Origin of the sequence: Streptomyces sp. NPDC085937 (genome assembly GCF_044540535.1) — a bacterium.
In the GTDB taxonomy this organism is placed as follows: Bacteria; Actinomycetota; Actinomycetes; order Streptomycetales; family Streptomycetaceae; genus Streptomyces.
Genome location: NZ_JBITSH010000003.1, coordinates 173,748 through 200,033, shown reverse-complemented (window position 1 = coordinate 200,033; position 26,286 = coordinate 173,748). Strand labels below are relative to the sequence as shown.

At 74.0% G+C, this 26,286-nt stretch carries 20 protein-coding genes; 12 read left to right on the top strand and 8 right to left on the bottom strand.

Features of this window, described 5'->3' with window-relative positions:
• Positions 1–112: 112 nt before the first annotated feature.
• Positions 113–652, top strand: coding sequence for a snapalysin family zinc-dependent metalloprotease (locus tag ACIF8S_RS07955; RefSeq protein WP_399998018.1), 540 nt, complete (start codon positions 113–115; stop codon positions 650–652).
• A gap of 204 nt (positions 653–856) precedes the next feature.
• On the opposite strand, the gene ACIF8S_RS07950 is transcribed toward ACIF8S_RS07955, so the two are convergent.
• The 5 genes from ACIF8S_RS07950 to ACIF8S_RS07930 form a co-directional block, all read right to left on the bottom strand.
• Positions 857–2,179 (bottom strand): lipase family protein, encoded by a 1,323-nt coding sequence (locus ACIF8S_RS07950; RefSeq protein WP_399998016.1) that lies wholly within the window; start codon positions 2,177–2,179, stop codon positions 857–859.
• 188 nt (positions 2,180–2,367) lie between these two features.
• Positions 2,368–3,540, bottom strand: coding sequence for a S1 family peptidase (locus tag ACIF8S_RS07945; protein WP_399998014.1), 1,173 nt, complete (start codon positions 3,538–3,540; stop codon positions 2,368–2,370).
• 157 nt (positions 3,541–3,697) lie between these two features.
• Positions 3,698–5,443 carry a SpoIIE family protein phosphatase gene (locus ACIF8S_RS07940; RefSeq protein WP_399998013.1) on the bottom strand — a complete coding sequence of 582 codons (1,746 nt, stop codon included), beginning with the start codon at positions 5,441–5,443 and terminating at the stop codon, positions 3,698–3,700.
• Between the two features lie 178 nt (positions 5,444–5,621).
• Positions 5,622–6,554: a hypothetical protein gene (locus tag ACIF8S_RS07935; protein ID WP_399998012.1), complete on the bottom strand. Its 933-nt coding sequence runs from the start codon at positions 6,552–6,554 to the stop codon at positions 5,622–5,624.
• Between the two features lie 77 nt (positions 6,555–6,631).
• On the bottom strand, positions 6,632–7,936 hold the full coding sequence (locus ACIF8S_RS07930) for a cation:proton antiporter (protein ID WP_399998010.1): 1,305 nt from the start codon (positions 7,934–7,936) through the stop codon (positions 6,632–6,634).
• A 155-nt stretch (positions 7,937–8,091) separates the two neighbouring features.
• Between ACIF8S_RS07930 and ACIF8S_RS07925 the strand changes: the two genes are divergently transcribed.
• Entirely contained in the window at positions 8,092–8,658 is a 567-nt protein-coding gene (locus ACIF8S_RS07925) for a DUF2269 family protein (RefSeq protein ID WP_399998009.1), read from the top strand.
• A 47-nt stretch (positions 8,659–8,705) separates the two neighbouring features.
• On the opposite strand, the gene htpG is transcribed toward ACIF8S_RS07925, so the two are convergent.
• Entirely contained in the window at positions 8,706–10,613 is a 1,908-nt protein-coding gene (gene htpG, locus ACIF8S_RS07920) for a molecular chaperone HtpG (RefSeq protein ID WP_399998007.1), read from the bottom strand.
• 67 nt (positions 10,614–10,680) lie between these two features.
• Positions 10,681–11,310, bottom strand: coding sequence for a TetR/AcrR family transcriptional regulator (locus ACIF8S_RS07915; RefSeq protein ID WP_399998005.1), 630 nt, complete (start codon positions 11,308–11,310; stop codon positions 10,681–10,683).
• Between the two features lie 153 nt (positions 11,311–11,463).
• On the opposite strand from ACIF8S_RS07915, the gene ACIF8S_RS07910 reads away from it, so the two are divergent.
• The 8 genes from ACIF8S_RS07910 (at position 11,464) to ACIF8S_RS07875 (ending at position 21,253) form a co-directional block, all read left to right on the top strand.
• Positions 11,464–12,402, top strand: a complete 939-nt coding sequence (locus tag ACIF8S_RS07910) for an NAD(P)-dependent oxidoreductase (RefSeq protein ID WP_399998003.1) — start codon at positions 11,464–11,466, stop codon at positions 12,400–12,402.
• Positions 12,403–12,487: 85 nt separating this feature from the next.
• Positions 12,488–13,294: an alpha/beta fold hydrolase gene (locus ACIF8S_RS07905; protein WP_399998002.1), complete on the top strand. Its 807-nt coding sequence runs from the start codon at positions 12,488–12,490 to the stop codon at positions 13,292–13,294.
• Positions 13,291–14,544: a PP2C family protein-serine/threonine phosphatase gene (locus ACIF8S_RS07900; protein WP_399998001.1), complete on the top strand. Its 1,254-nt coding sequence runs from the start codon at positions 13,291–13,293 to the stop codon at positions 14,542–14,544. The genes ACIF8S_RS07905 and ACIF8S_RS07900 overlap by 4 nt, the downstream gene beginning before the upstream one ends.
• A gap of 39 nt (positions 14,545–14,583) precedes the next feature.
• Positions 14,584–14,919 (top strand): STAS domain-containing protein, encoded by a 336-nt coding sequence (locus tag ACIF8S_RS07895; RefSeq protein WP_399997999.1) that lies wholly within the window; start codon positions 14,584–14,586, stop codon positions 14,917–14,919.
• A gap of 491 nt (positions 14,920–15,410) precedes the next feature.
• Positions 15,411–16,610, top strand: coding sequence for a glutamate--cysteine ligase (locus tag ACIF8S_RS07890; protein WP_399997998.1), 1,200 nt, complete (start codon positions 15,411–15,413; stop codon positions 16,608–16,610).
• A gap of 234 nt (positions 16,611–16,844) precedes the next feature.
• Positions 16,845–18,629 carry an N-acetylglutaminylglutamine amidotransferase gene (locus ACIF8S_RS07885; RefSeq protein ID WP_399997997.1) on the top strand — a complete coding sequence of 595 codons (1,785 nt, stop codon included), beginning with the start codon at positions 16,845–16,847 and terminating at the stop codon, positions 18,627–18,629.
• Positions 18,602–20,719 (top strand): S9 family peptidase, encoded by a 2,118-nt coding sequence (locus ACIF8S_RS07880; RefSeq protein ID WP_399997995.1) that lies wholly within the window; start codon positions 18,602–18,604, stop codon positions 20,717–20,719. Before ACIF8S_RS07885 ends, ACIF8S_RS07880 begins: the two co-directional genes overlap by 28 nt.
• A gap of 90 nt (positions 20,720–20,809) precedes the next feature.
• Complete coding sequence (locus ACIF8S_RS07875; protein ID WP_349794813.1) at positions 20,810–21,253, top strand: ATP-binding protein; 444 nt, start codon at positions 20,810–20,812, stop codon at positions 21,251–21,253.
• A 46-nt stretch (positions 21,254–21,299) separates the two neighbouring features.
• Here the strand turns inward: ACIF8S_RS07875 and ACIF8S_RS07870 are convergent, their stop codons facing one another.
• Positions 21,300–23,444 (bottom strand): alpha-galactosidase, encoded by a 2,145-nt coding sequence (locus ACIF8S_RS07870; protein ID WP_399997994.1) that lies wholly within the window; start codon positions 23,442–23,444, stop codon positions 21,300–21,302.
• A 178-nt stretch (positions 23,445–23,622) separates the two neighbouring features.
• Here ACIF8S_RS07870 and ACIF8S_RS07865 point away from each other — a divergent pair, with 178 nt between their 5' ends.
• Both ACIF8S_RS07865 and ACIF8S_RS07860 read left to right on the top strand, forming a co-directional pair.
• Positions 23,623–24,789, top strand: a complete 1,167-nt coding sequence (locus ACIF8S_RS07865) for an ROK family protein (RefSeq protein WP_399997992.1) — start codon at positions 23,623–23,625, stop codon at positions 24,787–24,789.
• Positions 24,790–25,048: 259 nt separating this feature from the next.
• Positions 25,049–26,218 carry an SGNH/GDSL hydrolase family protein gene (locus tag ACIF8S_RS07860; RefSeq protein WP_399998470.1) on the top strand — a complete coding sequence of 390 codons (1,170 nt, stop codon included), beginning with the start codon at positions 25,049–25,051 and terminating at the stop codon, positions 26,216–26,218.
• The last annotated feature ends 68 nt before the right edge of the window (positions 26,219–26,286 follow it).

Genomic DNA, 26,286 nt, shown 5'->3' with positions numbered 1-26,286 from the left:
TGAGCAGCGGCGCTTCTGAATCGCCGGGCCCGGTGATTGACCGGCCGGACGGCGGGAAGTCGCTCCGAAGCGGCACCTCGACCCGCCGCCTTCCCCCCACAGGAGGTCGACCATGCGGATCCGTACGCTCACCGGCGCCGTGGCCGCCGTATTCCTGCTGTACGGACCCGTGGTGGGCGGAAAGGCCGTGGCGGTCAGGACCGCCGACACGACGGCGCCCGCGGGGGAGACCCGGGTGCTCACCTACGACACGAGCGGGGCCGGGGAGTTCGCGTCCGCGGTCGACCGGGGAGCGGCGGTCTGGAACGACAGCGTCGACGGTGTGGAACTGCGCCCGGTGACGTCCGGCGAGCGCGCCGACATACGGATCGTCGTGGACGACGGCTGGCCGCGCACCCTGCCCTCGTCCATGGGCAGCGGGACCGTCCACTTCGGCCGCCAGGCGGTGGACGCGGGCCACTCCATCGTCCGTATCGCCGCTCACGAACTGGGCCATGTCCTGGGCCTGCCCGACCGCAAGCCCGGCCCCTGTTCCAGCTTGATGTCCGGCGCCAGCGCCGGGCCGTCCTGCACCGTCGCCCGGCCGAACGCGGCCGAGCAGGCGCAGGTCGAGAAGAACTTCGACGGAGCCCTCGCCGGGCTGGTCATGTGACCGATGTGACTACTGGGGCGATCGGCGCTATGGTTGTCCCAGGTCACGGCGAGGACGAAACCCCGCCGGCCGGCCGTGCGTTGGTGGTCCAAGGAAAGACGCCCCGCTTCCTGCGGGGAGATGCAGGTGCAAGGCCTGCCCGGCGCTCCGCTCACGAGCCCCGTCCCGCGGTCGCGGGGCGGGGCTCGTGTCATCTCCCGCCGTTCACGGCTGGACCGGCATCGTCCAGCAGTTCGAGCTGGTGGCCTTGCCCTTGAGCCGGTCGGTCAGCCATTCGATCGCGTCGCCCTGGTCGGTCAGCAGCGGCGCCAGATGGTTGGTCAGCAGCTTGTCACCGAGGTTCGGCAGCCGGACCGCCTTGTAGGTGACGTCGCCGCCCTTCTTGCACCAGTCCACGGCCATCTGCCGGGCCTGGGCGTGCGGCACGATGTCGTCCTGCACGCCGGTGACCACGCGGACCGGCCCGGTGGGCCGCAGGCGCCCGATGCGCTGGTCGTCCAGCACCGCCTGGGCGGCGGGCTCCCCGGCGATGATGTCGCCGACGGACTTGCCGTTCTTCGTCCACTTGGTGCTCTTGGTGAAGCCGTAGCCCAGGATCGCGTCGCCGACGCAGGTGGTGGAGATGTCCGCGAGCGCCTTGCGCCCGGCGTCGTTCATGTTCGCCTCGACCACCGCCCGCAGGGCCGGCGAGGTCTGGGCGAAGCCGTTGATGGACCAGCCCAGCGCGCCGGCCAGGGCACTGCCGTCGATGCCCTTGGTCACGTCGGTCAGGTTGGCCGGCGGCGCGCCGCTGTAGGTGCCGGCCAGGGGGACGTCGGGCGCGTAGCCGCTCTGGAGTTCGGCCGCGGAGGCGCTGGCCCCGCCGCCCTGGCTGTAGCCGTACATCCCCACCCGGGAGGCGGCGGTGACGGACGCGCCGGGCACGGAACGCGCCACCCGGGCCGCGTCCAGCATCGCGTGGCCCTCGTCGACGCGGTTGACGTAGGTGTGCAGCCGGTCGGTGGCGCCGAGGCCCACGTAGTCGGTGACGACGACCGCCGCGCCGGTGGCGAGCAGGCGGTAGACCGCCAGGTTCTCGTAGCCGAACGACAGGGTTTCGCCGGTGAGGGTCAGCGGGTTCTCCAGGGCGAGGGAGGGGGCGCACTGGTCGCCCTGGCCCATGGTGCCGGAGCCGACGACGACCAGGGGGCGCGGTCCGGTGCCCTTCCAGTCGGCGGACGGCTCGATGTAGGCGCCGGTGACGGCGACTTGGTGCCCGTTCGCGTCGGTCGAGGTGTACATCAGGCGGGTGGCCGTGCCCGGCAGCCGGCGGCCGTCCAGGCCGGGCAGGCTCAGCCCGAGACGCAGCGGCTCATGGCGGATCAGCTTGCCGTTGCCCGAGGGCAGTTCGGCGGGCGGGGAGTAGAAGGCGGGGATGGTGACGCCCCGCGACACGACCGGGTCGGTCGCGGCGGCGGGTGAAGCGGACGCGCACACACACGCCGTCGTGGCGACGACGGTGGTCAGCACGCTGCTGATACGGCTCACGGCTCTCTCCTCGCTGCGGCTGCAGAAGATGAAACCGAAAACTAACAGCGCTTACTTACCGGCGGTAACCCACGAGTAAGTTACGGACCGGTAACTGTTGTGAACGCGGGGCCGAAAGGCCTCGGGCAGCGCGAGAGGCGGGCCCCGCCGAGTCGTTCGGCGGGGCCCGCCCGTTCGCTGCCGGAAGGTCAGGCCGTGTGCAGCGTCAGCCCGTAGCGGTTGAGGATCTCGTTGACCGGCTGGAACCAGGTCTCGCCCCCGCCGGAGCAGTTGCCCCAGCCGCCGGAGGTGACGCCCTGGGCCTGGTCGCCGCTGATGAACGAACCGCCCGAGTCGCCGCCCTCGGCGCACACGCTGGTCTTCGTCATCTGGTGCACCGCGCCCTGGCTGTAGTTGACGGTCTCGTTCTTGGCCAGCACGCGGCCGCAGTGCCAGCGCGTCGTGGAGCCCGAGCGGCAGATCGAGGCGCCCACCGGCGCCTCCGTCGAGCCGCGCACCAGCTGGTCCGGCACGGTGCCCCAGCCGAGCACCACCGGCACGGTCCACCAGCCGCTGCCCACGTTCACCCAGGCGTAGTCGTTGTCCGGGAACGAGGAGCCCTGGAAATTCCCGATGTACGAGCCGTCCCAGCCCCGCACCTGCTGCCCGGCACCGCCGCAGTGCCCGGCGGTGACGAAGCCGCCGTGCACCGAGAAGCCGATGGAGCAGCGCACGTTGCCGGTGTAGTACGGGTCGCCGCCGACCGTGCCCGCGGCGAAGGTGCTGGGGGCGGTGCGCACGGTCCGCACGGTGACCGGGCCGGCCTCGCGGGCCTTGCCCACGAAGGCGCGGACATCGTTGTCGGCCCGCCGGCCGTCGACCACGTTCACCACGACCGAGTTAGCCACCGGGTCCACGGACCAACTGGCCACGCCGGCCGGGGCGTCGAGCCGGTCGAGGCGGGACTTGGCCGCGTCCAGCTGCCGTTCGGTGTGCGCGACGGTGCGCACGGCGGCGCCGGAGTCGCGCAGGGTGCGTACGGTCGTGGCGTCGGCGTCCGGGGTGACGGCGACGGTGAGCTTTCCGTTGCCGGCGTCGAACCACGAGCCGCCGTAGGCGGATCCGGCGGCCTTGCGCGCCTTCGGGGCCAGGGCGGTGGCCTCGCGTTCGGCGGCCAGCCGGTCCTCCGCCTCGGCGGGGGTCAGGCCGAGGTCGCGCTGCATCGCCCGCAGCAGCCCGGGGGAGGCGGGTGCCTCGTCGGTGCCGCCGGCGGTGGCGGGGGCGTCGTGCGCCGAGGCGGGGAGGGTGCCCGCGGCGGTGAAGCTGCCGATCAGGAGCGCGGCGGCGAGCACGGCACGCGTGAGTCCGGTGCGTCTTCTCATGGATGGTGGCCCTTCGTCGTTCCAGCGAGGTGGGGGTGGAACAACCACGTGTGAGAGCGCTCTCAACCCGAGTCGAGGGGGAGTCTAGCGACGGGGGCACAGCTGGTCCAGACCAACTTCCGGACATCTGGGCGCGGTTGGCCGGCCGTCAGTGCGGTCAGGCCGCTCCGTCGACCGGGACGCGGACGGTCAGCAGGGCGACGTCGTCGTCGTTGTCGGCCGGCCGGGCCCGCTCCAGCACGAGGTCCGTGAACCGGTCCGGCGACTGCTGGGCCAGGGCGGCCGCGTGGACGCGCAGCCGCTCCATCCCTTCCTCGAGATCGCGGCCGGGCTCCTCGATGAGACCGTCGGTGTAGAACAACAGCGTCGCCCCCGGGGGGAGTTCGGCCTCCCCGTCGGGGCGGGGGCGGTCCGTACCGGAACCGAGCAGGATGCCGTGCCCGTCGGTGAGATAGGAGGCCTCGCCGTCCCGGGTGACCAGCAGCGGCGGGGGGTGGCCGGCGTTGGTCCACGACAGCGTCCACCGGCCGTCCCCGACGGGGGTCATCCGGGCGAACAACAGCGTGGCCATGGTGACTTCGGTGATGTGCACGGCCGCCCGGTCCAGCCGGGAGACGATGAGGCTCGGTGGATCCTCCTGCGACCACGCGTACGCCCGCAGCACGTTGCGCATCTGCGCCATGCCCGCCGCCGCGTCGAGGTCGTGCCCGACGACGTCCCCGACGACCAGCGCCGTGGCCCCGTCGGGCAGCACGAACGCGTCGTACCAGTCGCCGCCGACCTGCGAGGCGTCGGGCGCGGCCAGGTACCGGGCGCTCATCTGCAGCCCGGGCACGTGGGGCAGCTGCGGCAGCAGGTGACGCTGCATGGTCTCGGCGACCGTGCGCTGCCGCTGGTACAGCCGGGCGTTGTCGAGCGCCAGACCGGCCCGCCGGCAGATGTCCTCCAGCAGCGGCAGGTCGGCCGCGGTGAACGGTTCCGGACGGTCCGCCCGGCCCAGGGTCAGCGCCCCGAGCACCTCGCGCACCCCCCGGATCGGCGCGACGGCCGCGGAGCGGATGCCGGACTCCGCGAACAGCCGGCGCTGCTCCACGGCGAGCGGGGAGTCCGGCGACCGGTGCAGGGAGGGATCGGCCAGGGCGGGGGAGACCCCGCGCAGAGCCCGGGCGAGCGGCATCAGGGAGTCCTGCGGCACGGGTGGCAGGGGGCCCTGCAGGTCCTCGCGACGCACCAGGTCGCCGTCGTCGGCGTGGACCACGGTCGTTCGCCGCACCTCGCCGCGTTCGGTGACCAGGTCGACGACCGCCCAGTCGGCGAGCTGCGGCACCACCAGCCGCACCAGCCTGCGCAGCGCCGTCTCGACGTCGAGGGTGGCGGTGAGCTGGGTGGTGGTCTCGGCCAGCAGGGCGAGCCGCTCCAGCTCGGGCAGCGGACTGATGAACCGGTTGCCCGGCGCGCGCACCTCCTCCGGGTCGTGCGGCGTGTGGAAGAGCACCAGGGTGCGATCGGCCCCGTCGTCGGTGCGGCACGGAGTGACCAGCCAGGACACCAGGACGAGGGAACCGTCGCCGCGCTCGAACCACTCCTCCTCCGACTGCAGCGTGCGTCCGGCCATGTAGGCGTGCCGCATCCCGCACTGGGTGCGGGGCAGCGGGGCGCCGTACCGGCTGCGGTGCAGCAGATCGTGCGCGTCGCGGCCGAGGAACTCCTCCTCGGGCCGGCCCAGCAGCCGCTCGGCGTGCGCGTTGACCCCGACGACGGCGCCCTTGGAGTCCACCACGTAGGCGCCGGTGCCGAGGGACACCAGCAGCGAGGCCAGCGACGCCGGCGCCGTCCGTCCGCCCGCCGTGTTCCCGGCGACCGCGCCTCTGGTGTCCGTGTCCCTGATGTCTTCGCGTGTCATGCCGTACCCCCCGTCCTGCGGGCGGCCCGTTCCCGCCGGGTCACGTGGCGCCCGTCCTCCTGTGTACCGACGTCCCGCCCGGGCGCCGCTGCCCGGGCGCGTCCGCACGCGGGTGCGGCCCCCGGGTACCCGGGGCGCCAGGACCCTCGCACCCGCTCGCACGGTCGTCCGCCGTCGGTCACGTGCCGTTCCTCTCCGCCCGTCCGGCCCGGCGCGCGGCGGCCGCCGCCTCCCGTTCGGCCCCGGCGAGGGCGTCCACGGCGGCGGCGTCCCGTTCCTCGGCCTCCGCGCGTTCGGTCCGCGTCCGCTCCCGTTCGGTGCGGGCCCGCCCGAGCTGTTCCTCCAGCTCGGCCACCCGCTCCCCGGCCTCCCGCTCCCGCTCGCCGGCCCGTTCCAGCGCGGCCCGGGCGTCCTCGCGGGCGTCGCGCCGCTCGCGCAGCCGCGCGTCGGCGGCCCGCGCCTCCTCCCGCGCCCGGGCCGCCCGCTCCTCCCGTTCGGCACGCCGCCGCACGGCCGCCTCGTCCTCGCGCTTCGCCACCGGATCCGTACGCGATGTCCGGGTGCGCGCCGGCTCGCGGCGGGCCGGCGCGGCGGCGACCGCCTCCGCACCGAACTCCGAGGGAGGGGTGAGCACGCCCTCCACCCGGGCCGCGTCCCACACGGCCGCCGCCTCCGGGTCGGCGAGCACCGCGCGCAGCGTCGTCTCCACGTCCCGCTGCACCGCGTCCGACAGCGGGTGTCCGGCCGTCCGCGCGAGCTGCGCCGCCTGCCGCGACAGCTCGGAGACGATGCGCCGCCGCTGCGCCGACAGCTCCTTCAGACCGCTCGGGTCCAGGGTGGCGTAGGCCTCGCGCAGCGCCTGCCCCAGCTCCAGGAACTGCCGCGCCTCGTCGGGCCGTGAGCGACGCAGCAGGTTCGCCGCCCACGCGGCGAGGGTGGGACGGCGGGCGGCGTGGATACGGCGGGCGTCCTCGGCCCGCCGCGCCGTCCGGGCCGCCGCCGCGCGTTCCTCACGCCGGGCGACGAAGTCCGACGGCGGCAGCGCGTACAGTTCGTCGAGAACCGCCTCGACGTCGTCCACCGGGCCGGCCCGCCCGTCCTCACGCCGCATGATCCCCACACAACACCGAACCCGGCGGCCCCGCACATCGGGGCGGGCCGTGTGTCGTGCGGTCGCGGGCAGGAGGTTCACAGCCGTTCCCCGGCCACTTCGTGGTCCGCGGGGGAGTGCCCCGCGCCCCTCGCCTTGGCGCGGTGCAGCCGCAGCCGGTCCAGACGCGCGATGACAGGCGTGGCGCTCACCCCGTGCAGCGCCACCGAGGCGACCACCGCGAAGGTCACCACGGCCCACAGCACCTCGGGGGGCACCCCGAAGTCGTGCGAGTCCAGCGCGTACGCCAGGTAGAACAGGGAGCCGATGCCGCGGATGCCGAAGAACGCGGTCACCACCCGCTCCCGGGGGCCGGCCGCGGCGCCGAGCTGGGCGACCCACCCGGTCACCGGGCGGACGACGAGCAGCAGCACGCCCACCACCGCGCCCTGCCAGCTGAGCGGCGCCAGCCCGCCCTGGGCGACGAACGCGCCCAGCAGGAACAGCAGCACCGCCGTCAGCAGCCGCTCGATCTGCTCCACGAAGTCGTGCAGCACCCCGTGGAAGCCGTGCGCGCGCTCCGCCGAGCGGATCCGGCATGCGGTGACGAACACGGCGAGGAAGCCGTAGCCGTGCACCAGCTCCGTCACCCCGTACGCGAGGAACGTCGCGCCGAGGGCCACGAACCCCTCGCTGTGCTCCGACAGCCGCATCGCCTGCCACCGGGCCCGGAAGAACAGCCGGCCCAGCAGCGCCCCGACGAGCAGCCCCGCGGCCACGCCCGCCGCGCACTTGTAGAGCACGTCCACCAGCAGCCAGTGGCCGACACCGCCGCCGGTCAGCTGCCCGCCCGCGGCCGCCAGGGCCATCGCCCCCGCGACGAAGGGGAAGGCCAGCCCGTCGTTCAGCCCGGCCTCACCGGTCAGCGTGAAGCGGACCTCGTCCTCGTCGTGCTCCGCGTCCGTCGGCTCCCCGACGCGCACCTCGGAGGCGAGCACCGGATCCGTCGGGGAGAGCACGGCCGCCAGCAGCAGCGCCGCGGCGACGGGCCAGTCCAGCAGGCCCCAGATGAGGGCGGCGACGGCGGCTATGGTCAGCGGCATCGTGATGCCGAGCTGTCGCCACACCCCCTGCCAGTTCGCGAGGCCGAAGGGCCGGTTCAGGGCGAGACCCGCGCCCATGAGGGACAGGACCACGCAGATCTCCGCGAGGTGCTCCACCCACAGCCCGTCCGCCACCGGGTCGATCTCCGGCAGCGGGAGGGGCAGCAGCTGCACGACGGCGCCGAGGCCGAGGAACACCAGGGGGAGGGACAGCGGCCTGCGGGCCAGCAGCCGCGGCAGCACGGCCGCGCCGAGGGCGACCGCGCCGAGGAGGGCGAGAAGGAAGTCTGCTGTGGTCACCGCTCACTTGTGCCCCCACCTTCTCGTGCGCAAGCCGCCCGTCCGGCCGGAAATGCCTGACCACGAGGCGTGACGTGCGACACGGGCCGGGGACGGCCCGCCGGCCCGCCGTCGTGTACGCCCGTGTCGGTACGCGGGGTTACTCCCGCCGTGGGATGTCCCCGGAGGCCCGGCCCGGCACCGTGGACGGCGTGAAACTCGACCGCCCCGCACGCCGGGCCCTCCTCGTCGTCCACGTCGTCGCCTCCGCCGGCTGGCTGGGGCTGTCCGCGGGACTGCTCGCGCTCGGCCTCGCCGCGAACACCACCGGGTCGGCTGCCACGGTGGAGGCGGCCGTCCGCGCCATGAAGCTGTTCGCCGACTGGCTCCTGCTGCCGGTCGCCGTGCTGACGCTGGTGAGCGGTCTGGTCCTGTCCCTGGGCACACCCTGGGGCCTGGCCCGGCACCGCTGGGTGTGGACCAAGTTCTGGCTGACCCTCGCCACGACCACCGCCACCGCCTTCGCCCTGCGGCCGGGCGTGAACGACGCGGTGGCGGCCGTCTCCGCCGGTCACGCGCTGCCCGACGGCGGCGACGTCCTCATGGGCCCGATCGTGTCCCTGTCCGCCTACGTCTTCATGACCGTGATCTCGGTGCTCAAGCCGTGGGGTCTCACCCGCCGCGGCCGTCGCCTGCGGGAGGCCGCGCGCGGGCCGAGGCCCGCCGCACCCGCCCGCGTCTGACCGCGGGCGGGGACGACGGGCCGTGGGCCGTCACCTCGCGGCGTCACTCACAGGGTGCGCTCCAGGCGGTCCGCCATCAGCCGCACGAAACGCGCCGGGTCCTTGGGCCGGCCGCCCTCGGCCACCACGGCCAGCGTGTACAGCAGTTCCGCGGTGTCGGTGAGCTCCGTGCGGTCCTCCCGCTCCCCGTACGCCTCGTTGAGGCCCTTCACCAGGGCGTGGTCCGGGTTCAGTTCGAGGACGCGCCTGCTGCGCGGCACCTCCTGCCCCATCGCCCGGTACATGTTCTCCAGCGCCGGCGTGAGGTCGTCCGCGCCGGCGACGAGGCAGGCCGGGGACACGGTGAGACGCGTCGACAGCCGCACCTCCTTGACGTCGTCCTCCAGCCGCTCCCGCATCCAGCCGAGCAGACCGGCGTACGCCTCGGCCTGCTGCTTCTGCTCGTCCTCGCTCCTGTCGTCCTCGCGCGCGTCCAGGTCGATCTCGCCCTTGGCGACCGACCGCAGCCGCTTGCCCTCGAACTCGCCGACGGCGTCCGCCCACACCTCGTCGACCGGGTCGGTGAGCAGCAGCACCTCGATGCCGCGCTCCCGGAAGGCCTCCATGTGCGGGGAGTTGTCGATCGCCTCGCGGGACTCGCCGGTGATGAAGTAGATGTCGTCCTGTCCGTCCGGCATCCGCTCCACGTACTGCTTGAGCGTGACCGCCTCGCCGTCCTCGTGCGTGGACGCGAAGGACGCCACCGCGAGCAGCGCGTCCCGGTTGTCGGGGTCGGTGACCAGGCCCTCCTTGAGCACGGCACCGAACTCGCGCCAGAAGGTGGCGTACTTCTCCGGGGCCCCGGTCATCATGCTCTTCACCGAGGACAGCACCTTCTTGGTGAGGCGGCGCTGCATCATCCGGATGTGCCGGTCCTGCTGGAGGATCTCGCGGGACACGTTGAGCGAGAGGTCCTGCGCGTCGACGACGCCCTTGACGAACCGCAGGTACGCCGGGAGCAGCGCCTCGCAGTCGTCCATGATGAAGACACGCTTCACGTACAGCTGGAGGCCGTGCCGCATGTTCTGCTGGAACAGGTCGTGCGGGGCGTGCGAGGGGACGAACAGCAGGGCCTGGTACTCGAAGGTGCCCTCGGCGTGCAGCTGGACGGTCTCCAGCGGCTCCCGCCAGTCGTGGCCGATGTGCTTGTACAGCTCGTGGTACTCGTCCTCGGACACCTCGTCGCGTGAGCGCGCCCACAGCGCCTTCATCGAGTTCAGCGTCTCGGGCCCGGCCGCCTCGCCGTCGTCGCCCTGCTCGCTCTTCCCCCCGACCAGCCGGATCGGCCAGGTGATGAAGTCCGAGTAGCGCTTGACGATCTCCTTGACCTTCCACACCGACGTGTAGTCGTGCAGCTGGTTGTCCGGGTCGGCCGGCTTGAGGTGCAGGACGACCGAGGTGCCCTGGGGTGCGTCGTCGACCCGCTCCAGCGTGTACGTGCCCTCGCCGCGCGAGGTCCAGCGGGTGCCCTGGTGCTCGCCGGCCCGCCGGGTCAGCAGGGTGACCTCGTCGGCGACCATGAACCCGGAGTAGAAGCCGACGCCGAACTGGCCGATCAGTCCCTCCGCCCCGGCCGCGTCCTGCGCCTCCTTCAGTTCCTTCAGGAACTGCGCCGTGCCCGAGTTGGCGATGGTGCCGATCAGCTTGCCGACCTCGTCGTACGACATGCCGATGCCGTTGTCGCGCACGGTGAGCGTGCGGGCGTCCGGGTCGATCTCCAGCTCGATGTGCGGGTCGGAGACGTCGGCGTCGAGCGTGTCGTCGCGCAGCTTGGCCAGCCGCAGCTTGTCGAGCGCGTCCGAGGCGTTGGAGACGAGCTCGCGGAGGAAGACGTCCTTGTTCGAGTAGACCGAGTGGATCATCAGCTGGAGCAGCTGACGAGCCTCTACCTGGAACTCAAACGTTTCGGTCGACATGGTTCGCGATTACCTCACAGGTCCGTGGTAGCCGGATGGTGGCGCGATCACTGTAGTCAACGGAGCGTCAGCCACCGGCCGGTTCCCCCGTACGCGCGTCCGGTCCGGGGACGGTCACCGCCGCGTCGAGCAGCGGACCCAGTTCGCGGGCCGCCGTCGTCAGGGCGCGGACGTCGCGCTCCGCCCGGGCGATCAGGATCGCCCCTTCGAGGGAGCTGATCATCAGCGTGGCGAGCGGCCCGCTGCGCTCCCGGGGGACGCCCATGTCCGTCAGGGCCCCGGCCACCGCGCCCGTCCACCGGGCGAAGGCCGCTGCCGCCGCCTCCCGGGTCGAGTCGGCCGTCCGGGCGCGGTCCACCGTGGCCGCGGCGACCGGGCAGCCGCCGTCGAAGCCGCCGGACTCGTACTCGTCGGTCCACTGGCGGACCATCTGCGCGAACAGACCGGACGGGGTCGGCTCGGGCAGCGCGGCCAGGAACCGGGCCACGCGGTTCCCGGCGTACCGGCCGGCCCAGCCCACCGCCTCGTTGACGAGCTGCTCCTTGCCGTCGGGGAAGTAGTGCTGGAGCGATCCGCGCGGCGCCCCGGCGTGGGCGGCCACCTCGCGCATCCCGGTCGCCGCGACCCCCTCGCGCCGGATCAGCTGGGCGGCGCTGAACACCATCCGCTCCCGCGGCCCCCGCTCGGCCCCTGCCATCCCGGCCTCCCGCACGTCCTCGTCGTTTCTCGTCCCCCCGGCCCGTCCAGCCTATGACCGCCGTCATAGCAGCCGCTACTATGACAGCTGTCATAGCCGGTGGCTTCACGAGGGCTCGGGGCGGCCGCGCTCGGCCCGGAACGGTGGTGCGACATGCGGGTGGGTTTCGTCGGACTCGGAGTCATGGGCCGGCCCATGGCACTCAACCTCGCGCGCGCCGGCACCCCGCTCGTCGTGTGGAACCGCACCGCCGATCGGTGCGCACCCCTGCGGGACGCCGGTGCCGAGGTCGCCGCGAGCCCCGCCGAGGTCTTCGATCGGGCGGACACCGTCCTGCTGATGCTCGCGGACGAGACGGCGGTCGACGCGGTGCTGGCCCGTGGCACCCCCGCCTTCGCCGACCGCGTGGCCGGTCGCACCCTCGTCCACATGGGCACCACCTCGCCGGAGTACTCGGCCGGCCTCGAGCAGGCCGTACGTGCCGCGGGCGGCGCCTACGCCGAGGTCCCGGTGTCCGGCTCCCGCGTCCCCGCGGAACAGGGGCAGCTGGTGGCGATGCTGGCCGGCGACGACTCGGCCCTCGCCTCCGTACGGCCCCTGCTCGGCCCCCTGTGCCGTGAGACGTTCGTCTGCGGGCCGGTGCCGAACGCGCTGCTGATGAAGCTCGCCGTCAACCTCTTCCTGATCACCCAGGTCACCGGGTTCACCGAGGCGTTCCACTTCGCCGAACGGCACGGGCTGGACCGCGCCCGCTTCCTCGAGGTGCTGGACGCGGGTCCGATGGCCAGCTCCGTCTCCCGGATGAAGGCGCCCAAGCTGCTCGCCCGGGACTTCACCGTCCAGGCCGCCGCCCACGACGTACTGAAGAACAACCGTCTGATCGCGGAGGCCGCCCGGGGGAGGGGAGTGGCCTCCCCGGTGCTCGACGTCTGCCACACCCTGTTCCAGGAGACCGTGGCCGGCGGGCACGGCGGCGAGGACATGGTGGCGGTGCTGCGGGCCCTGGAAGCCCGCACCGCCGACGCGGGCGGGGAGCGGGCCGCCGACGCGGGCGTGAACCGTGACGACGCAGCGTCGGGACCCCGGGGGTGACCGGCTCGCGAGCGGCCGGAGCCTGGACGGCCGGCCCGCCCGAGGCCACCGACAGGGCCGCCGCACGGCGTGCGAGCATGGGCGGATGAGCATTCTCCGCAGGAACAACGTCCGTGTGACAGGCGCCGCCACCGGACGTCCCGTCGTCCTGGTGCACGGCTTCGGCTGTGACCAGAACATGTGGCGCCTGGTCGAGCCCCTCCTCGCTGACGAGCACCCCCTGGTGCTGTTCGACTACGTCGGCGCCGGCCGCTCCGACCTGTCCGCCTGGCGGGAGGACCGCTACTCCTCCCTCGACGGCTACGCCCGTGACCTGGTGGAGGTCTGCGAGGAGCTGGACCTGCGCGACGCCGTGGTCGTAGGCCACTCGGTGAGCGCGATGACCGGCGTGCTGGCCGCGGCCGCCGCCCCGGACCGCATCGGCTCCCTGGTCATGGTGTGCCCCTCGCCCCGTTACATCGACGAGGACGACTACCGCGGCGGTTTCACGGCCGATGACATCGACGAACTCCTGGAGTCGCTGGAGTCCAACTACCTCGGCTGGTCCGCGACCATGGCCCCGGTCATCATGGGAAACCCGGACCGTCCCGAGCTCGGTCAGGAGCTGACCAACAGCTTCTGCGCCACCGACCCGGACATCGCCCGGGTGTTCGCCCGCACCACGTTCCTCTCGGACAGCCGCAAGGACCTCGAGACCGTGACCGTCCCCACCCTGATCCTGGAGTGCGAGCAGGACGTCATCGCGCCCCGTGAGGTCGGCGCGTACGTACACGCCGCGATACCCGGCAGCGACCTGGTCACCCTGGACGCCACCGGTCACTGCCCGCAGCTCAGCGCCCCCGAGGCCACCGCCGGGGCGATCCGCGCGTTCCTGTCCGCCGGAGCTCGGTGAACCGCGCCGCCGGTGGGCCGGACGAGCCCGGCGCGGGAGCGCCGGGCACGAGCGCTGCGTTCAGCGCGCTGCTGGAGGACTCGGCGGAGGACCTGTACGAGTCGGCGCCGTGCGGCTACCTGTCCACCCTCATGGACGGCACCGTCGCCAAGATCAACGCCACCCTGCTGGGCTGGCTCGGTCTGCGCCGTGAGGACGTGGTCGGCCGCAAGCGCTTCAGCGACCTGCTCACCGTCGGCGGCAGGCTGTACCACGAGACGCACTTCGCCCCGCTGCTCCGCATGCAGGGACACCTCGGCGGCATCGCGCTGGAGATGAGGGCGGCCTCCGGCAAGCGGCTGCCGGTCCTGGTCACCTCCACCCTCAAGCGGAGCGGCGACGGCGAACCGCTGCTGATCCGCACGACCGTCTTCGACGCCACCGACCGGCGCGCCTACGAGAAGGAACTGCTGCGGGCCCGCAAGGCCGCCGACGAGGCCCGCGCGCAGGCCGAGGCCGACCGCGCGCAGCTGCGCGAGGCGCTGGCGGTGCTCCAGCGCAGCCTGCTGCCCGCGACCCTGCCGGACCTTCCCGGGGTGGAGGTCGCCGGTTACTACCACACGGCCTCCCCGATGGAACTGGGCGGCGACTTCTACGACCTGTTCGCGCTGGACGACACCCGGACCGCCTTCTTCCTCGGGGACGTCTGCGGCAAGGGCCCGCAGGCCGCGGCGCTCACGTCGCTCACCCGCTACACCTTGCGCGCCGCCATGATCCAGGACGCCGACCCGGTCGCCGACCTGCGGGTCCTCAACCGGGCCCTCATGGAGCGCTACACCGGCGACGATCCGCGCTACTGCACCGCCGTGGCCGGGGTGTTCGAACGCGAGGGGGACACGCTGCGGGTGCGGCTGGCCTCCGGCGGCCACCCGCCCGCGCTGGTGCTGCGCGCGGACGGCGGCGCCGAGTACCTGAGCACCAAGGGCGGCATGCTGGTCGGCGTCCTGCCGGCGGCGCAGTTCGTCGAGGTGAGCACCGTCCTGCACCCCGGCGACACGCTGCTGCTGTACACCGACGGCCTCACCGAGGCCCGGGTCGGCCCCGACCGGGAGCTCTACGGCTACGAGGCGCTGCTGTCGTTCGCCGCCGCCCGCGCCCCCGCGGGCAGCCACCGTCTGATCGACACCTTCACCGGTCTGCTGCGCGACTTCGGCGAGGGGCTGGACGACGACACCGCCCTGCTCGCCATCGGCGTGCCCGCCACCCCCTGAGCCCTCACAGTCCCACGGAACGAACAGAGTGACCCCGCCATGAAGCCCCTGACGATCGTCTCGTCGCGCACGTCCACCGGATCCCTGCTGGAGGTCGCGGGCGACCTCGACCACAGCAACGCGCAGCAGCTGCGCGGGGCCGCCGTGGGCGCCTTCCTCTCCGCCGGGCTGCTGCTCGTGGTGGACCTGGGCGCGCTGGGCTTCTGCGACTCCAGCGGCATCACCGCGCTGATCGCCGTCCGCAACCACGCGGTCGCGGCGGGCGCCGCGGTCGTCCTGGTGGCCGTGCCGGAGACCCTGCGGCGTCTGCTGCACATGACCGGCCTGGACCAGGTCTTCGACATCCGCGACACCTTCAGCCTCCGGACGAACTGACCCCGGGACCACGCCCCTGGTCGAGAGGGCTCCCGAGGGGTCGGGGCTCGTCCCGCTCCCGGCCCCCGTCGCGTGCGGGCCGCCCGCTCCGGCCTGCGGCCGACCGAGGCCGGTCCCCGGTCCGTCGTAGCCGTACGTCCCGCGGTGCCGGCCGGTCGTGGCCGTGCGCCCGTGGCTTCCGGCCGGTCGTGTCCGCGCATCCAGGCTCCTGCCGTCCGTCGGCCGCCCTCAGGACCCCGGTCCGGCGTGACCGTGGGCGCCGGGGCACACCCGTGGCGACGTCCCGCTTCCCGATGGCCGGGCCGGCGAGGCCGGCTCGCCCCTCGTTCCCCCGCCCGTCCGGGTCGCCCGCCGCGTGGGCGATCCCGCTGACGAGGGCTGTTCGATTGCGGCTGGGCCATCCGGGGCACCCGGGGTGTGCCGAATGCGCCGCCGGTGGCCCGAAGGCCGTCGCGGGGCCGGCACAGGACTACGGGCAAGGGGAACCGGCGGTGACGGTGCGTATCGGAGCAGAGGAAGAATTCCACGTCCTTGACGCGGAGAGCGGGCGACTCGTGCCACGGGCCGGTGCGCTGTTGGAAAGACTCGGCGACACCGGTTTCAGCAGCGAGCTGCAGCAGTCCGCGGTGGAGAGCAACAGCCAGGTCCATGACACCCTCGACGGGCTGTACGCGGACCTGACCGGCACCCGGCGGCGTCTGGCCGCCGCGGCCTCCGCGCAGGGACTGGCCGTCGTGGCCGCGGGCACCGTGCCGCTCGCCCGGGTGACCCCGCGCGACGTCACCGCGGTGCCCCGCTTCCGGCGCATGGCGGACGAGTACCGGCGGGTCGCGGACGAACAGCTCATCTGCAGCGCCCAGGTGCACGCCGACGTACCCGACCGCGACACCGCGGTCCGCGCCATGTGCCTGGTGTCGCCCTGGCTGCCGCCGCTGCTCGCGCTGTCCGCCAGCTCACCGTACTGGCTGGGCTCCGACACCGGCTACGCCTCCTGGCGCACCATGCTCTGGCAGCGCTGGCCCACCGCGGGCCCGGCCGGATGCTACCGGGACGCCGCCGAGTACGACGCGGCCGTCGCCGAACTGATCGGCTCGGGCGTCATCAGCGACGCCGGCATGCTTTACCAGGACGTACGCCCCTCCGCCCACCAGGGCACCCTGGAGCTGCGCATCTGCGACGCGTGCCCGCGCGCCGAGACCGTCGTGCTGATCGCCGGCCTCTTCCGGGCGTTGGTGCGCGACGCCTGCCACCGCCTGGAACGCGGCGCCGACCCCCGCTGCGACGGACACCACGAGTGGCTGCGCGCCGCCGGCTGGCGCGCCGCGCGCTCCGGTCTCGAAGGCCCGCTCGTCGACCCCTGGACCCGCCGCGCCGCCCCGGCCCAGCTGGTGCTGCGCCGCATGCTGCACCGGCTGCGCCCGGCGCTGGAGGCGTCCGGCGACTTCGACACCGTGCGCGACCTCCTCGACGAGGCGCTCGCCGCGGGCAGCGCCGCCGACCGGTTCCGCCGCACCGTCCGCGACGAGGACCTGCTCGCCGGCATCACCATGCTGGCCGCCGAGACCCGGGGCGGACGCGCGCCGTCCCGCACCGGCACCCGCCGCCCGCGTCCCGCGGTCACCACCCGGCGCGCGAACGGCCTGCCCCACGCCCCCCTGCACCCGGTCGCCACCCCGGGCACGCCGGGCTGATCCGACCGGCCCGGCCCGTGCCGCGAACCACCGGCCACGGGCCTCCCCCCGTTTCCGATCCGAGGAGAGTGTGCACATCCCCATGTCCAGCACGACGCACGCCGTCACAGGCCAGGACACCTTCACAGGTCAGGACAGCTCCAAAGGTCAGGACACCGTCACAGGTCAGGACACCGTCACAGGTCAGGACACCGCCCCGAGGGACCGGGAGCCGAGGGAAGGGAGGGACCACTGATGTGCGGCCTCAGCGGGGAGATCCGGCTCGACGGCGGACGGCCCGACATCGCGGCGGTGGAACGCATGACCGACCGCCTCGCCCCACGCGGCCCCGACGGGCGCGGCCTGTGGTCCCAGGGCCCCGTGGCCCTCGGACACCGCAGGCTGAAGATCATCGACCTGTCGGACCACGGCGCCCAGCCCATGACGGACCCACGGGCCCGCCTGACCGGTGTCTTCAACGGATGCGTCTACAACTACCGCGAGCTGCGCGACGAGCTGCACGCCCTCGGCCACCGCTTCTTCTCGGAGTCCGACACCGAGGTGGTGCTCAAGGCGTACCTGGAGTGGGGCACCGACTGCGTCGACCGTTTCCACGGCATGTTCGCCTTCGTCATCGTCGAGCAGGACACGGGACGCGTGGTGCTGGCCCGTGACCGGCTCGGCATCAAGCCGCTCTACGTCTCCGCGACCACGGAACGCCTGCGGTTCGCCTCCTCGCTGCCCGCGCTGCTCGCCGGCGGCGACGTCGACACCTCGCTGGACCCCGTGGCCCTGCACCAGTACCTCAGCTGGCACGCCACCGTCGCCGCGCCGCGCACCGTCCTGAACGGCATCCGCAAGCTGCCCCCGGCGACCGTGCGCGTCGTCGAGCCCGACGGCACCCAGCGTGACCGCCGCTACTGGCACCCCGTGCACACCCGCCGCCCCGAGTACGCGGACCTCACCGCCGACGACTGGACCGACGCGGTCCTGGACGCCCTGCGCACCGCCGTGCGCCGCCGCATGGTGGCCGACGTGCCGGTGGGCGTGCTGCTCTCCGGCGGCCTGGACTCCAGCCTCATCGTGGCCCTGCTGGCCGGCGAGGGGCAGCAGGACCTGGCGACCTTCAGCGTCGGCTTCGAGTCCGAGGGCGACGAGGAGGGCGACGAGTTCCACTACTCCGACCTCGTGGCGCGGCACTTCGACACCCGCCACCACCAGCTGATGGTCCCCTCCGACCGGGTGGCCGGCGCCCTCGACGGAGCCGTCCGCGCCATGAGCGAACCGATGATGAGCCACGACGTGGTCGCCTTCCACCTGCTGTCCGAGCAGGTCGCCAAGGAGGTCAAGGTCGTGCAGAGCGGCCAGGGCGCGGACGAGGTGTTCGCCGGCTACGACTGGTACCCGAAGATGGCGGGCGTGCCGCGCGAGCGGGCCGCCGAGGCGTACATCGACGCCTACACCGACCGCTCGCACGCCGACATGGCGGCCGTGCTGCACCCCGAGCTGCTGCCGGACCGCGACACCTCGGCGGAGTTCATCCGCGAGCACATGGCGCGGCACGGAGCCGACACCGCCCTCGACGCCCAGCTCCGCCTCGACACCCTGGTGATGATGGTCGACGACCCGGTCAAGCGGGTCGACAACATGACCATGGACTGGGGCCTGGAGGCCCGGGTGCCGTTCCTCGACCACGAGCTGGTCGAGCTGGCCGCCGCCTGCCCGCCCGAGCTGAAGCTCGCGGACGGCGGCAAGGGCGTCCTGAAGGCCGCCGGGCGCCGGGTGCTGCCGCGCGAGGTCGTCGACCGGCCCAAGGGCTACTTCCCCGTCCCGGCGATCCGCCACATGGCGGGCCCGGTCCTGCAGCGGGTCCGCGACACCCTGAACGCCCCCGAGGCCCGCGCCCGCGGGGTGTTCCGCGAGGAGTACGTCGCCGAACTGCTGGCCGCGCCCGACGCGCACCGCACCCGACGGGGCGCCAACACCCTGTGGCAGGTCGCGCTGCTGGAGACATGGCTGCAGACGCACGGGATCCGATGACGGCCACCGACCTCCCCAGGGGTCCGCTGTACGCCCCCGAGCCCGCCGCGCTGGCGGACACCTCGGCGCCGTACGACGTGCCACCCCCGGCCGTGCACGGCTGCTGGTACCCCTCGGCCGATCCGAGCGGCCGCAACGTCGCCTTCATCTGCGACCGGGCCGGGGTGCCGCAGCTGTGGACCGGCCCGGTGGACGGGGCGCAGGTACGGCTGCTCGACGGCGACCCGCATCCGGTCACCGAGGTGTCCTGGTCCCCGGACGGCCGGTGGATCGCCTACACCTCGGCGCCGGGCGGCGGCGAACTCACCCGGGTGCTGTGCGTACGGCCCGACGGAAGCGGGCGGCACCTGCTGGCCGGCGGCGAGTCGGGGACCTCCGCGCGGCTCGGCTGCTGGCAGCACGACGGCTCCGCGATCGCGGTCACCGTCACCGAGTCCGCCCCGCCCGGCCAGGCGCACGCCGACCGCCACCACGCGGAGGCGCCCGGACCGCCGGGCACCGAGCACGCCCCGCGCTGGGCGGGCCGGGACGGCCGGGCGGTCCTGCTGAATCCCGCGGGCGGCCGGCGGTGGCCCGGCGCCGGGAACGCGCGACGCGACTCCGGCACCGAGCAGCGGACGCTGTCCGCCTACCTGGTCGACCCGGAGGGCACGGCCGCCCCCGTCCTGCTGTTCAGCGAACGCGGCGCGGCCAACCAACGGGTGTGCGACCTGAGCCACGACGGCCGCCTCGCCCTGGTCTACCGGGGCCCCCGCGGGCGCCGTGAGGCGCTGGTCGTACGCACCACGGACTCCTCCGTGACCTGCGCCTTCCCGGTCGCCGACGGCGACCCCTGGATCGGCGGCTTCTCCCCGGACGCCGGCACGGTCTGGCTGCGCAGCGACGCCGGGCGCGAGTACGCCGCGCTGCTCGCCGCGCGCCTCGACGCGCGCGGACAGCTGCGCACGACCACGGTGGTCGCGCAACGGCCCGACTGCGGCCTGGAACTCCTCGCGCTGGGCCGGGACGGCCGGCGCGCGGTGCTCGCCTGGAACCGGCACGGGGTGAGCGAGCTGGAACTGGTACGGCTGAACGCGGCCCGTCGCGCCAGCCCGGGCGACGAGACGCCCCCGACGGCCGGGGCGGCACGCCACGTCGACCTGCCCCACGAGGTGGTCACCCGGATCGCCCCCACCGCCGACGCCGACGCGCCCGTGGTCGCGCTGTCCGGATCCCGCCGCCACCCCGGCGTGTGGTGGCTGCCGCACGGCGCGCCCCTGCGCACCCCCTGGTCCTCCCGCGACGAGGACGCCTTCCCGCCGGGCCTGACACCCGTACGGCCCACGCCCGTGCGGCCGGTGGCCCGCGACGGCCTCGCCCTCGGCGGCTGGTACTACCGCGCCCCCGGCCGCTCGCCCGGCGAGGCGGCACCCTGCGTGCTGCACCTGCACGGCGGGCCCGAGGAACAGGAACGCCCGGTGCTCGACCCGCTCTACCTGGAGCTGCTGGGCCGGGGCCTCGACGTGTTCGCCCCCGACGTCCGCGGCTCGTCCGGGCACGGCCGCGGCTTCGTCGACGCCGACCTCGGGGCCGGACGCTTCGACGCCATCAACGACGTCGCGGACTGCGCGGCGCACGTCATGGTGCGGGGCCTCGCCGACCCCCGGCGGATGGCCGTGATGGGCCGCTCCTACGGCGGCTATCTGACGATGGCCGCCCTGGTGTGGCACCCGGGCCTGTTCCGCACCGGGGTGGCGGTCTGCGGCATGTCCGACCTGAACACGTTCTTCGAGGGGACCGAGCCCTGGATCGCGCAGTCCGCCGCGCACAAGTACGGGCATCCGGAACACGACCGTGAGCTGCTGCGCTCCCTGTCGCCGATGAGCCGCGTCGACGCCCTGCGGGCCCCGGTCCTCGCCGTGCACGGCGAGTACGACACCAACGTGCCGCCCGGCGAGTCCGAGCAGTTCGTACGGGCCGCGCGGGAGCGCGGACTGGAGGCGGAACTGCTGCTGCTGCGTGACGAGGGCCACGACTTCCGCCGCGCCGACAACCGCCGGCTGTTCCGCCGGACGGCGGGTGACTGGCTGGAACGGCACCTGGCGGGATGACCTGTCGGCGGCACCTGTCACACTTCATGGGCGTGTGGGGGAGCGATGCGGGTAGTCGCGCGGTGTGATCGGTGAGTAAAGGCGGACCGGATGGAACCAGTTCCTGTCGACGAGGGGGAGATGGTGTCAGGCACACCCCGGCTGAGGGCCTCCTACGCCCTGGACGCCGAGGGCGCCTGGATAGCTCAGGCACGCCACCTCGCGGCCGAGTTCCTCACCCGGGCGCGGGTGGAGGACGGACTGCCGGTGTCGGAGCGTGTGGTGGAGATCACCCAGCTCGTCGTCAGTGAGCTGGTCACCAACGCCCGCAAGTACGCCCCGGGCCCCGTCGGCCTGGATCTGCGCGTCTTCAGCGACGTCGTCGAGGTGGTCGTCCGTGACGGCAACCCGGACGCGCCGCGGCCCCGGGACGCCGACCCCGGGCGGGTGGGGCAGCACGGCCTGGAGATCGTCATGGCCATCACCCAGGCCCTCGACATCCGCCAGGAGGCCGAGGGCAAGAGCATCACCGCCCGCATCTCCCTCTCCGCCTGAACCGCACCCGGCGCGGGTGCGGTCCCGTGGCGCCGGCCCCCGGCCGTCAGACCCGCGGCCGTTCCCCTTCCGGCACCCGCCGCAGATGGATCAGGGCACTCGACCAGTCGCCGCCCGGCAGCTCCGGGTCCAGGCCGTACTCCGTGAGTACCGTGGAGTGGTGGACGGTGCCCGTCTCCGTGTCCCGGTAGCGCAGGCCCGGCGGCAGGCCGCGCAGCCGGAGCGGCACCCGCGGGGTGCCGTGCCGGGGGCTGCCGCGGAAGGCGAGCACCACCGTCTCGTCGCCGCCTGCCGCCACGTACTGGACGGCCGACGGGCCGTCGCCGTACGGGGCGTCGATCCGGTACTGGTCGCCGTGCTGCACCAGGTGCCGGATCTCCTTGTACCGGGCCACCAGCGCGGCGCCCTCGGCGAGCTCCGCCTCGTTCCAGCGGGTGAGGTCGCCGCCGACGCCCAGGAGCCCGGCCATCGCCACGTGGAAGCGGAAGCGCAGCGGCACGGTCAGTCCGGTGAGCTGGTTGGGCACGTCGGTCACCCAGGCGGACATCACCCGCGCCGGGTAGATCTGGCTGAACCCCCGCTGGATCGCCAGCCGGTCCACGGCGTCGGTGTTGTCGGACGTCCACGCCTGGTCGGTACGGGCGAGGATGCCCAGGTCGACCCGGCCGCCGCCCCCGCTGCACGTCTCGATCCGCAGGTCCGGGTGCGCCTGCCGGAGCCGGTCGAGCACGCCGTAGAGGTTCCGCACGTACCGCGTCCACAGCCGGTCGTCACCGTCGTCCGGGCCGGACCAGCCGGACTCGCCGAACGCGCGGTTCATGTCCCACTTGAGGAAGTCCACGCGGTGCTCGGCGACCAGCCGGGTGAGCCAGTCGAAGGCCCAGTCGGCCACGTCCGGCCGGGCGAAGTTCAGCACCAGCTGGTTGCGCATCTCGGTGCGCGGGCGGCCCGGCAGGTGCAGCACCCAGTCGGGGTGCGCCCGGTACAGGTCGCTGTCCGGGTTGACCATCTCCGGCTCCACCCAGACGCCGAACCGCATGCCCAGCCGGTGCACGGCGTCCGACAGCGGGCCGAGTCCCCCGGGGAACCGGTCGGGTGCCGGGGTCCAGTCGCCGAGGCCCGCCCGGTCGCTGCGGCGGGCGCCGAACCAGCCGTCGTCCACCACGTACAGCTCGACGCCCAGCCGGGCGGCCCGCTCGGCCAGTGCCAGCTGGCTCGCCTCGTCGACGTCGAAGCCGGTCGCCTCCCAGGAGTTGTAGAGCACCGGTGCCGTCTCCCCGGCGTGCCGCAGCACATGGCCGCGGACGTAACCGTGCCAGGCCCGGCTCGCCGCGCCGAAACCGCCGTCGGTGAACAGGCCCGCCAGCACCGGTGTGCGGAACTCCTCGCCCGGGCCGAGCGGCACGCGGGTCCCCTCGTGGCCCACGCCCCCGGTCAGACCCGCCCGGCCGTCGGGCGTCCGCTGCACGGTGATCCGCCAGCTGCCGCTCCACGCCAGGGCGGTGCTCCAGACCCGGCCGCTCTCCTCGGTGGCGGTGCCGTCGTCGAGCATGGTCCAGGGGTTGGCGTGGTGGCTGGTGATGCCGCGCCGGCTGGTCAGCACCGTCTCCCCGTGGGGCAGGGGCTCGCGGCGCAGCTGGCTCTCCGCCGACCACTGCCCGGTGACATGGCTCAGCCGGTAGTCGGGCAGCGGCGGCAGGGTCCACGCCGCGGAGTCGGCGCGCAGCAGCTGCGCGCTCCGGTCCCCGTCGTTGCGCAGCACGGTCCAGCGCTCGATCACGTCGGTGCCGGCGCGGACCCGGTAGTGCAGGGCGACCGACAGGGGGAACACCCGGTCGCGGAACTCCAGGACCAGCTCGGCGCAGCCGGGGGCGGGCTCGTCCACCCGGTGCCCGGTGGCCTGCCACTCGAAGGCGCGGGAGCCGTCGGCGTGCCGCACCTGGAGCGAGGGCGGTCCGTAGCGGGTGCCGCCGTCCACCGGCAGTTCCTCGCCCACGGGCGGCCGGCCCTCGAAGCTGTTCGCCGGTTCCCCGGCGGGCACCGCGAGCGCGTCCGCCTCCTCGGGGGTGAGCCGTGGCCCCCACGCCACGTGCCAGGGCGCACCGGTCTCGTCGATCCGCAGGGCGTACGACGTGTGCGGGGTGGTCAGCAGCCAGACCCCGGTGTCGGGGGAGCGGGTGATGAGCGGCATGTGGCCTCACGATCGGCGTCGGGGGTTGCACCGCAAACCCAAGCGTGGCCTTCGATCATGTGTCAAGGCCGGACCCTCTCTTGTGTTTGCAAGGCGATTCCGCGCGCTCTTTTTCCTTCGAAAGAAAGAAGGCCACTTTCATTGACAGCAGAAATTAAGGACCGCTAGGTTCCCGGCCATGCAGCCGACCTTCCCCGCCGAGACGTTCCCGGCGCACACCCCGGCGGCCTCCCAGGTCTTCACGACCGTCCTGGCGCACGGCCCCCTCACCCGGCTCGACCTGGCCCGCCGGGCCGGCCTGTCCCCGGCCGCGGTCACCAAGGCGGTACGGCCCCTGATCGAGGCGGGCTACCTGGTGGAGGACGCCGGCGCGGAGGCCCGCCCGGCCCTCGGCCGCCCGGCGAACCCGGTCCGGGTCGACGGCGGACGCGCCCTGTTCACCGGGCTGAAGGTGACCGGCGACGAGATCATCGGTGTGCTCACCGACCTGTGCTGCCGCAGTCTCGTCGCCCGGCGTGTCCCCCTGGCCGGCCGCGCCCCGCGGGACGTCCTGGCGGTCGCGGTGGACCTGGTGGACGAGCTGCGCACCGAGGCCGACGGGTTCGGCGTGCCCGTCCTGGGCCTCGGCATCGCCCTCGCCGGAGATGTGGACCGCGCCGAGGGCACGGTGCGCTACTCGCCCTTCCTGGACTGGCACGACGTGCCGCTCGCCGGGCCGGCCGGGGCGGCGAGCGGGCTCCCGGTCACCGTCGACAACGACGTCCGCGCTCTGACGGTGGCCGAGCAGTGGTTCGGCGACGGCGTGGGCCTCTCCGACTTCGCCGTCGTCACCGTGGGCGCCGGCATCGGCTGTGGCCTCGTCGTGCACGGCCGGGTCGTCTCCGGCGCCCACGGCGTCGCGGGGGAGATCGGACACGTCCCCGTCGACCCCGACGGCCCGCCCTGCCACTGCGGCAACCGCGGATGCCTGGAGGCCGTCGCGTCCGACGCGGCGATCCTCGCCCGGGTCCGCGAGGTCACCGGGTCCGACGTCGCCGGCAGCGCGGAGGCCGTCGCCCTGGCCCACCGGGGCGACGAGGGCGCCCGCGCCGTCTACGCGCGGGCCGGGGAGGCCATCGGCCGCGGGATCGCCACCGTGGCCAACCTGCTCGGCCCCCAGCGCGTGATCATCTCCGGCGAGGGACTGGCCGCGTACGACCTGTACGCCGGGCAGATCCGCGACACCTTCGCCGCCGCCGCCTTCGGCTCCGCCGCCCGCTGCGAGGTCCGCACCCGCCCGCTGCCGTTCGAGGAGTGGGCCCGCGGGGCCGCCGCCACCGCCATTCAGTCCTTCGTGGGCCGCTGACGCCCCCGGCCCGCCAAGTCCCCGGAGATGAACGGCGGATGAAGGCGTCCGGCAGGGAGTGCCCGGCCGGACGCCCGGCGCTACTCTCGTCACGGGTAACGAGGACACCGGATCGCGCACGCCGACTCGCGAGGATCTCCCCGTCGGCGAGAAGGGTGCCGTCGAGTTCTGGGAGGCGGAACTGCTCACCACGACGCACACCCCCCGAAGACTCCGCCCGGCGGGGATCCGCCTGCGCGGACTGTCCGTCCTGGCCCTGATCGCCGCGCTCCTGGGCCCCGTCCCCTCGCAGGCCCGCGCGGCGGAACCCCGGCACGACGTGGTCACCTGGACCGCGAGCGCCTTCCGGCTGGGCACGGGCGTGCCCGACCGCGCCTACCGGCTCGTGGTGCACACCAGCGTGGGCGGCGACCGGGCGCGGTTACGGCTGACCAACGCCTTCGGTGACCGGCCGCTGACCTTCGACAGCGTGTATGCCGGAGTCCGGCGGCAGGGCGCCGAGCTGGTCCCCGGCAGCAACCGCCGGCTCACCTTCGACGGCCGGCCCACCGTGACGATCCCGCCCGGTGAGGTGGTCCTGAGCGACCCGCTGCCCGGCCGGGTCCGCGGCCGCACCGACCTGGTCGTCAGCCTGCACAGCCCTGACGCGGCGGGTCCCGCCACCGGACACCGCCTCGCCATGCAGACCTCGTACCTCACCCAGGGCGACCACACCGCGGACGAGAGCGGCGACGCGTGGACCACGACGACCGCCTCGTCGTTCTACCTGGACGCCGTCACCGTCCGCACCTCCGCCCGCACCGGAGCGGTGGTCGCCCTGGGCGACTCCATCACCGACGGCTGGGCGTCCACCACCGACCTCAACCGCCGCTGGCCCGACCAACTCGCCGACCGACTGCGGCGGTCGCCCCGCACCACGGTCCGGGGCGTGGCCAACGCCGGCATCTCCGCCAACAAGGTGCTCGCCGACGGCGGCGCGCCGAGCGCCCTCAACCGCCTCGACCGTGACGTCCTGTCCCACCCCGGCGTGCGCACGGTGCTGGTGTTCGAGGGGGTGAACGACATCAAGGCCCCCACGGGTGTCACGGCCGCGGACCTGATCGACGGCTACCAGGAGATCGTCGACCGCGTCCACGCGGCCGGCCACTGCGTCGTCGGCGTCACGATCGCCCCCTACAAGGGCCGGCCGGAGTGGAACGCGAAGGCCGAGGCGGTCCGCCAGGACGTCAACGCGTTCATCCGCGCCGGCGGCGCTTTCGACGCCGTGGCCGACTTCGACCGCGCGGTGCGCGACCCCGGCGACCCCGAGCGCATCCTGCCCGCCTACGACAATGGCGACCACCTGCACTTCACCGACGAGGGCATGCGGGCCATGGCCGACGCCGTCGATCCCGAGGACCTGGAATGCGCCCGGGACGGACGCCGGTGACGCCGTACGGCGCCCCGCGGGCGGACGGCGCGCCCCGGTGTCCGGCGGAGGCGGCGCGACCGGAACAA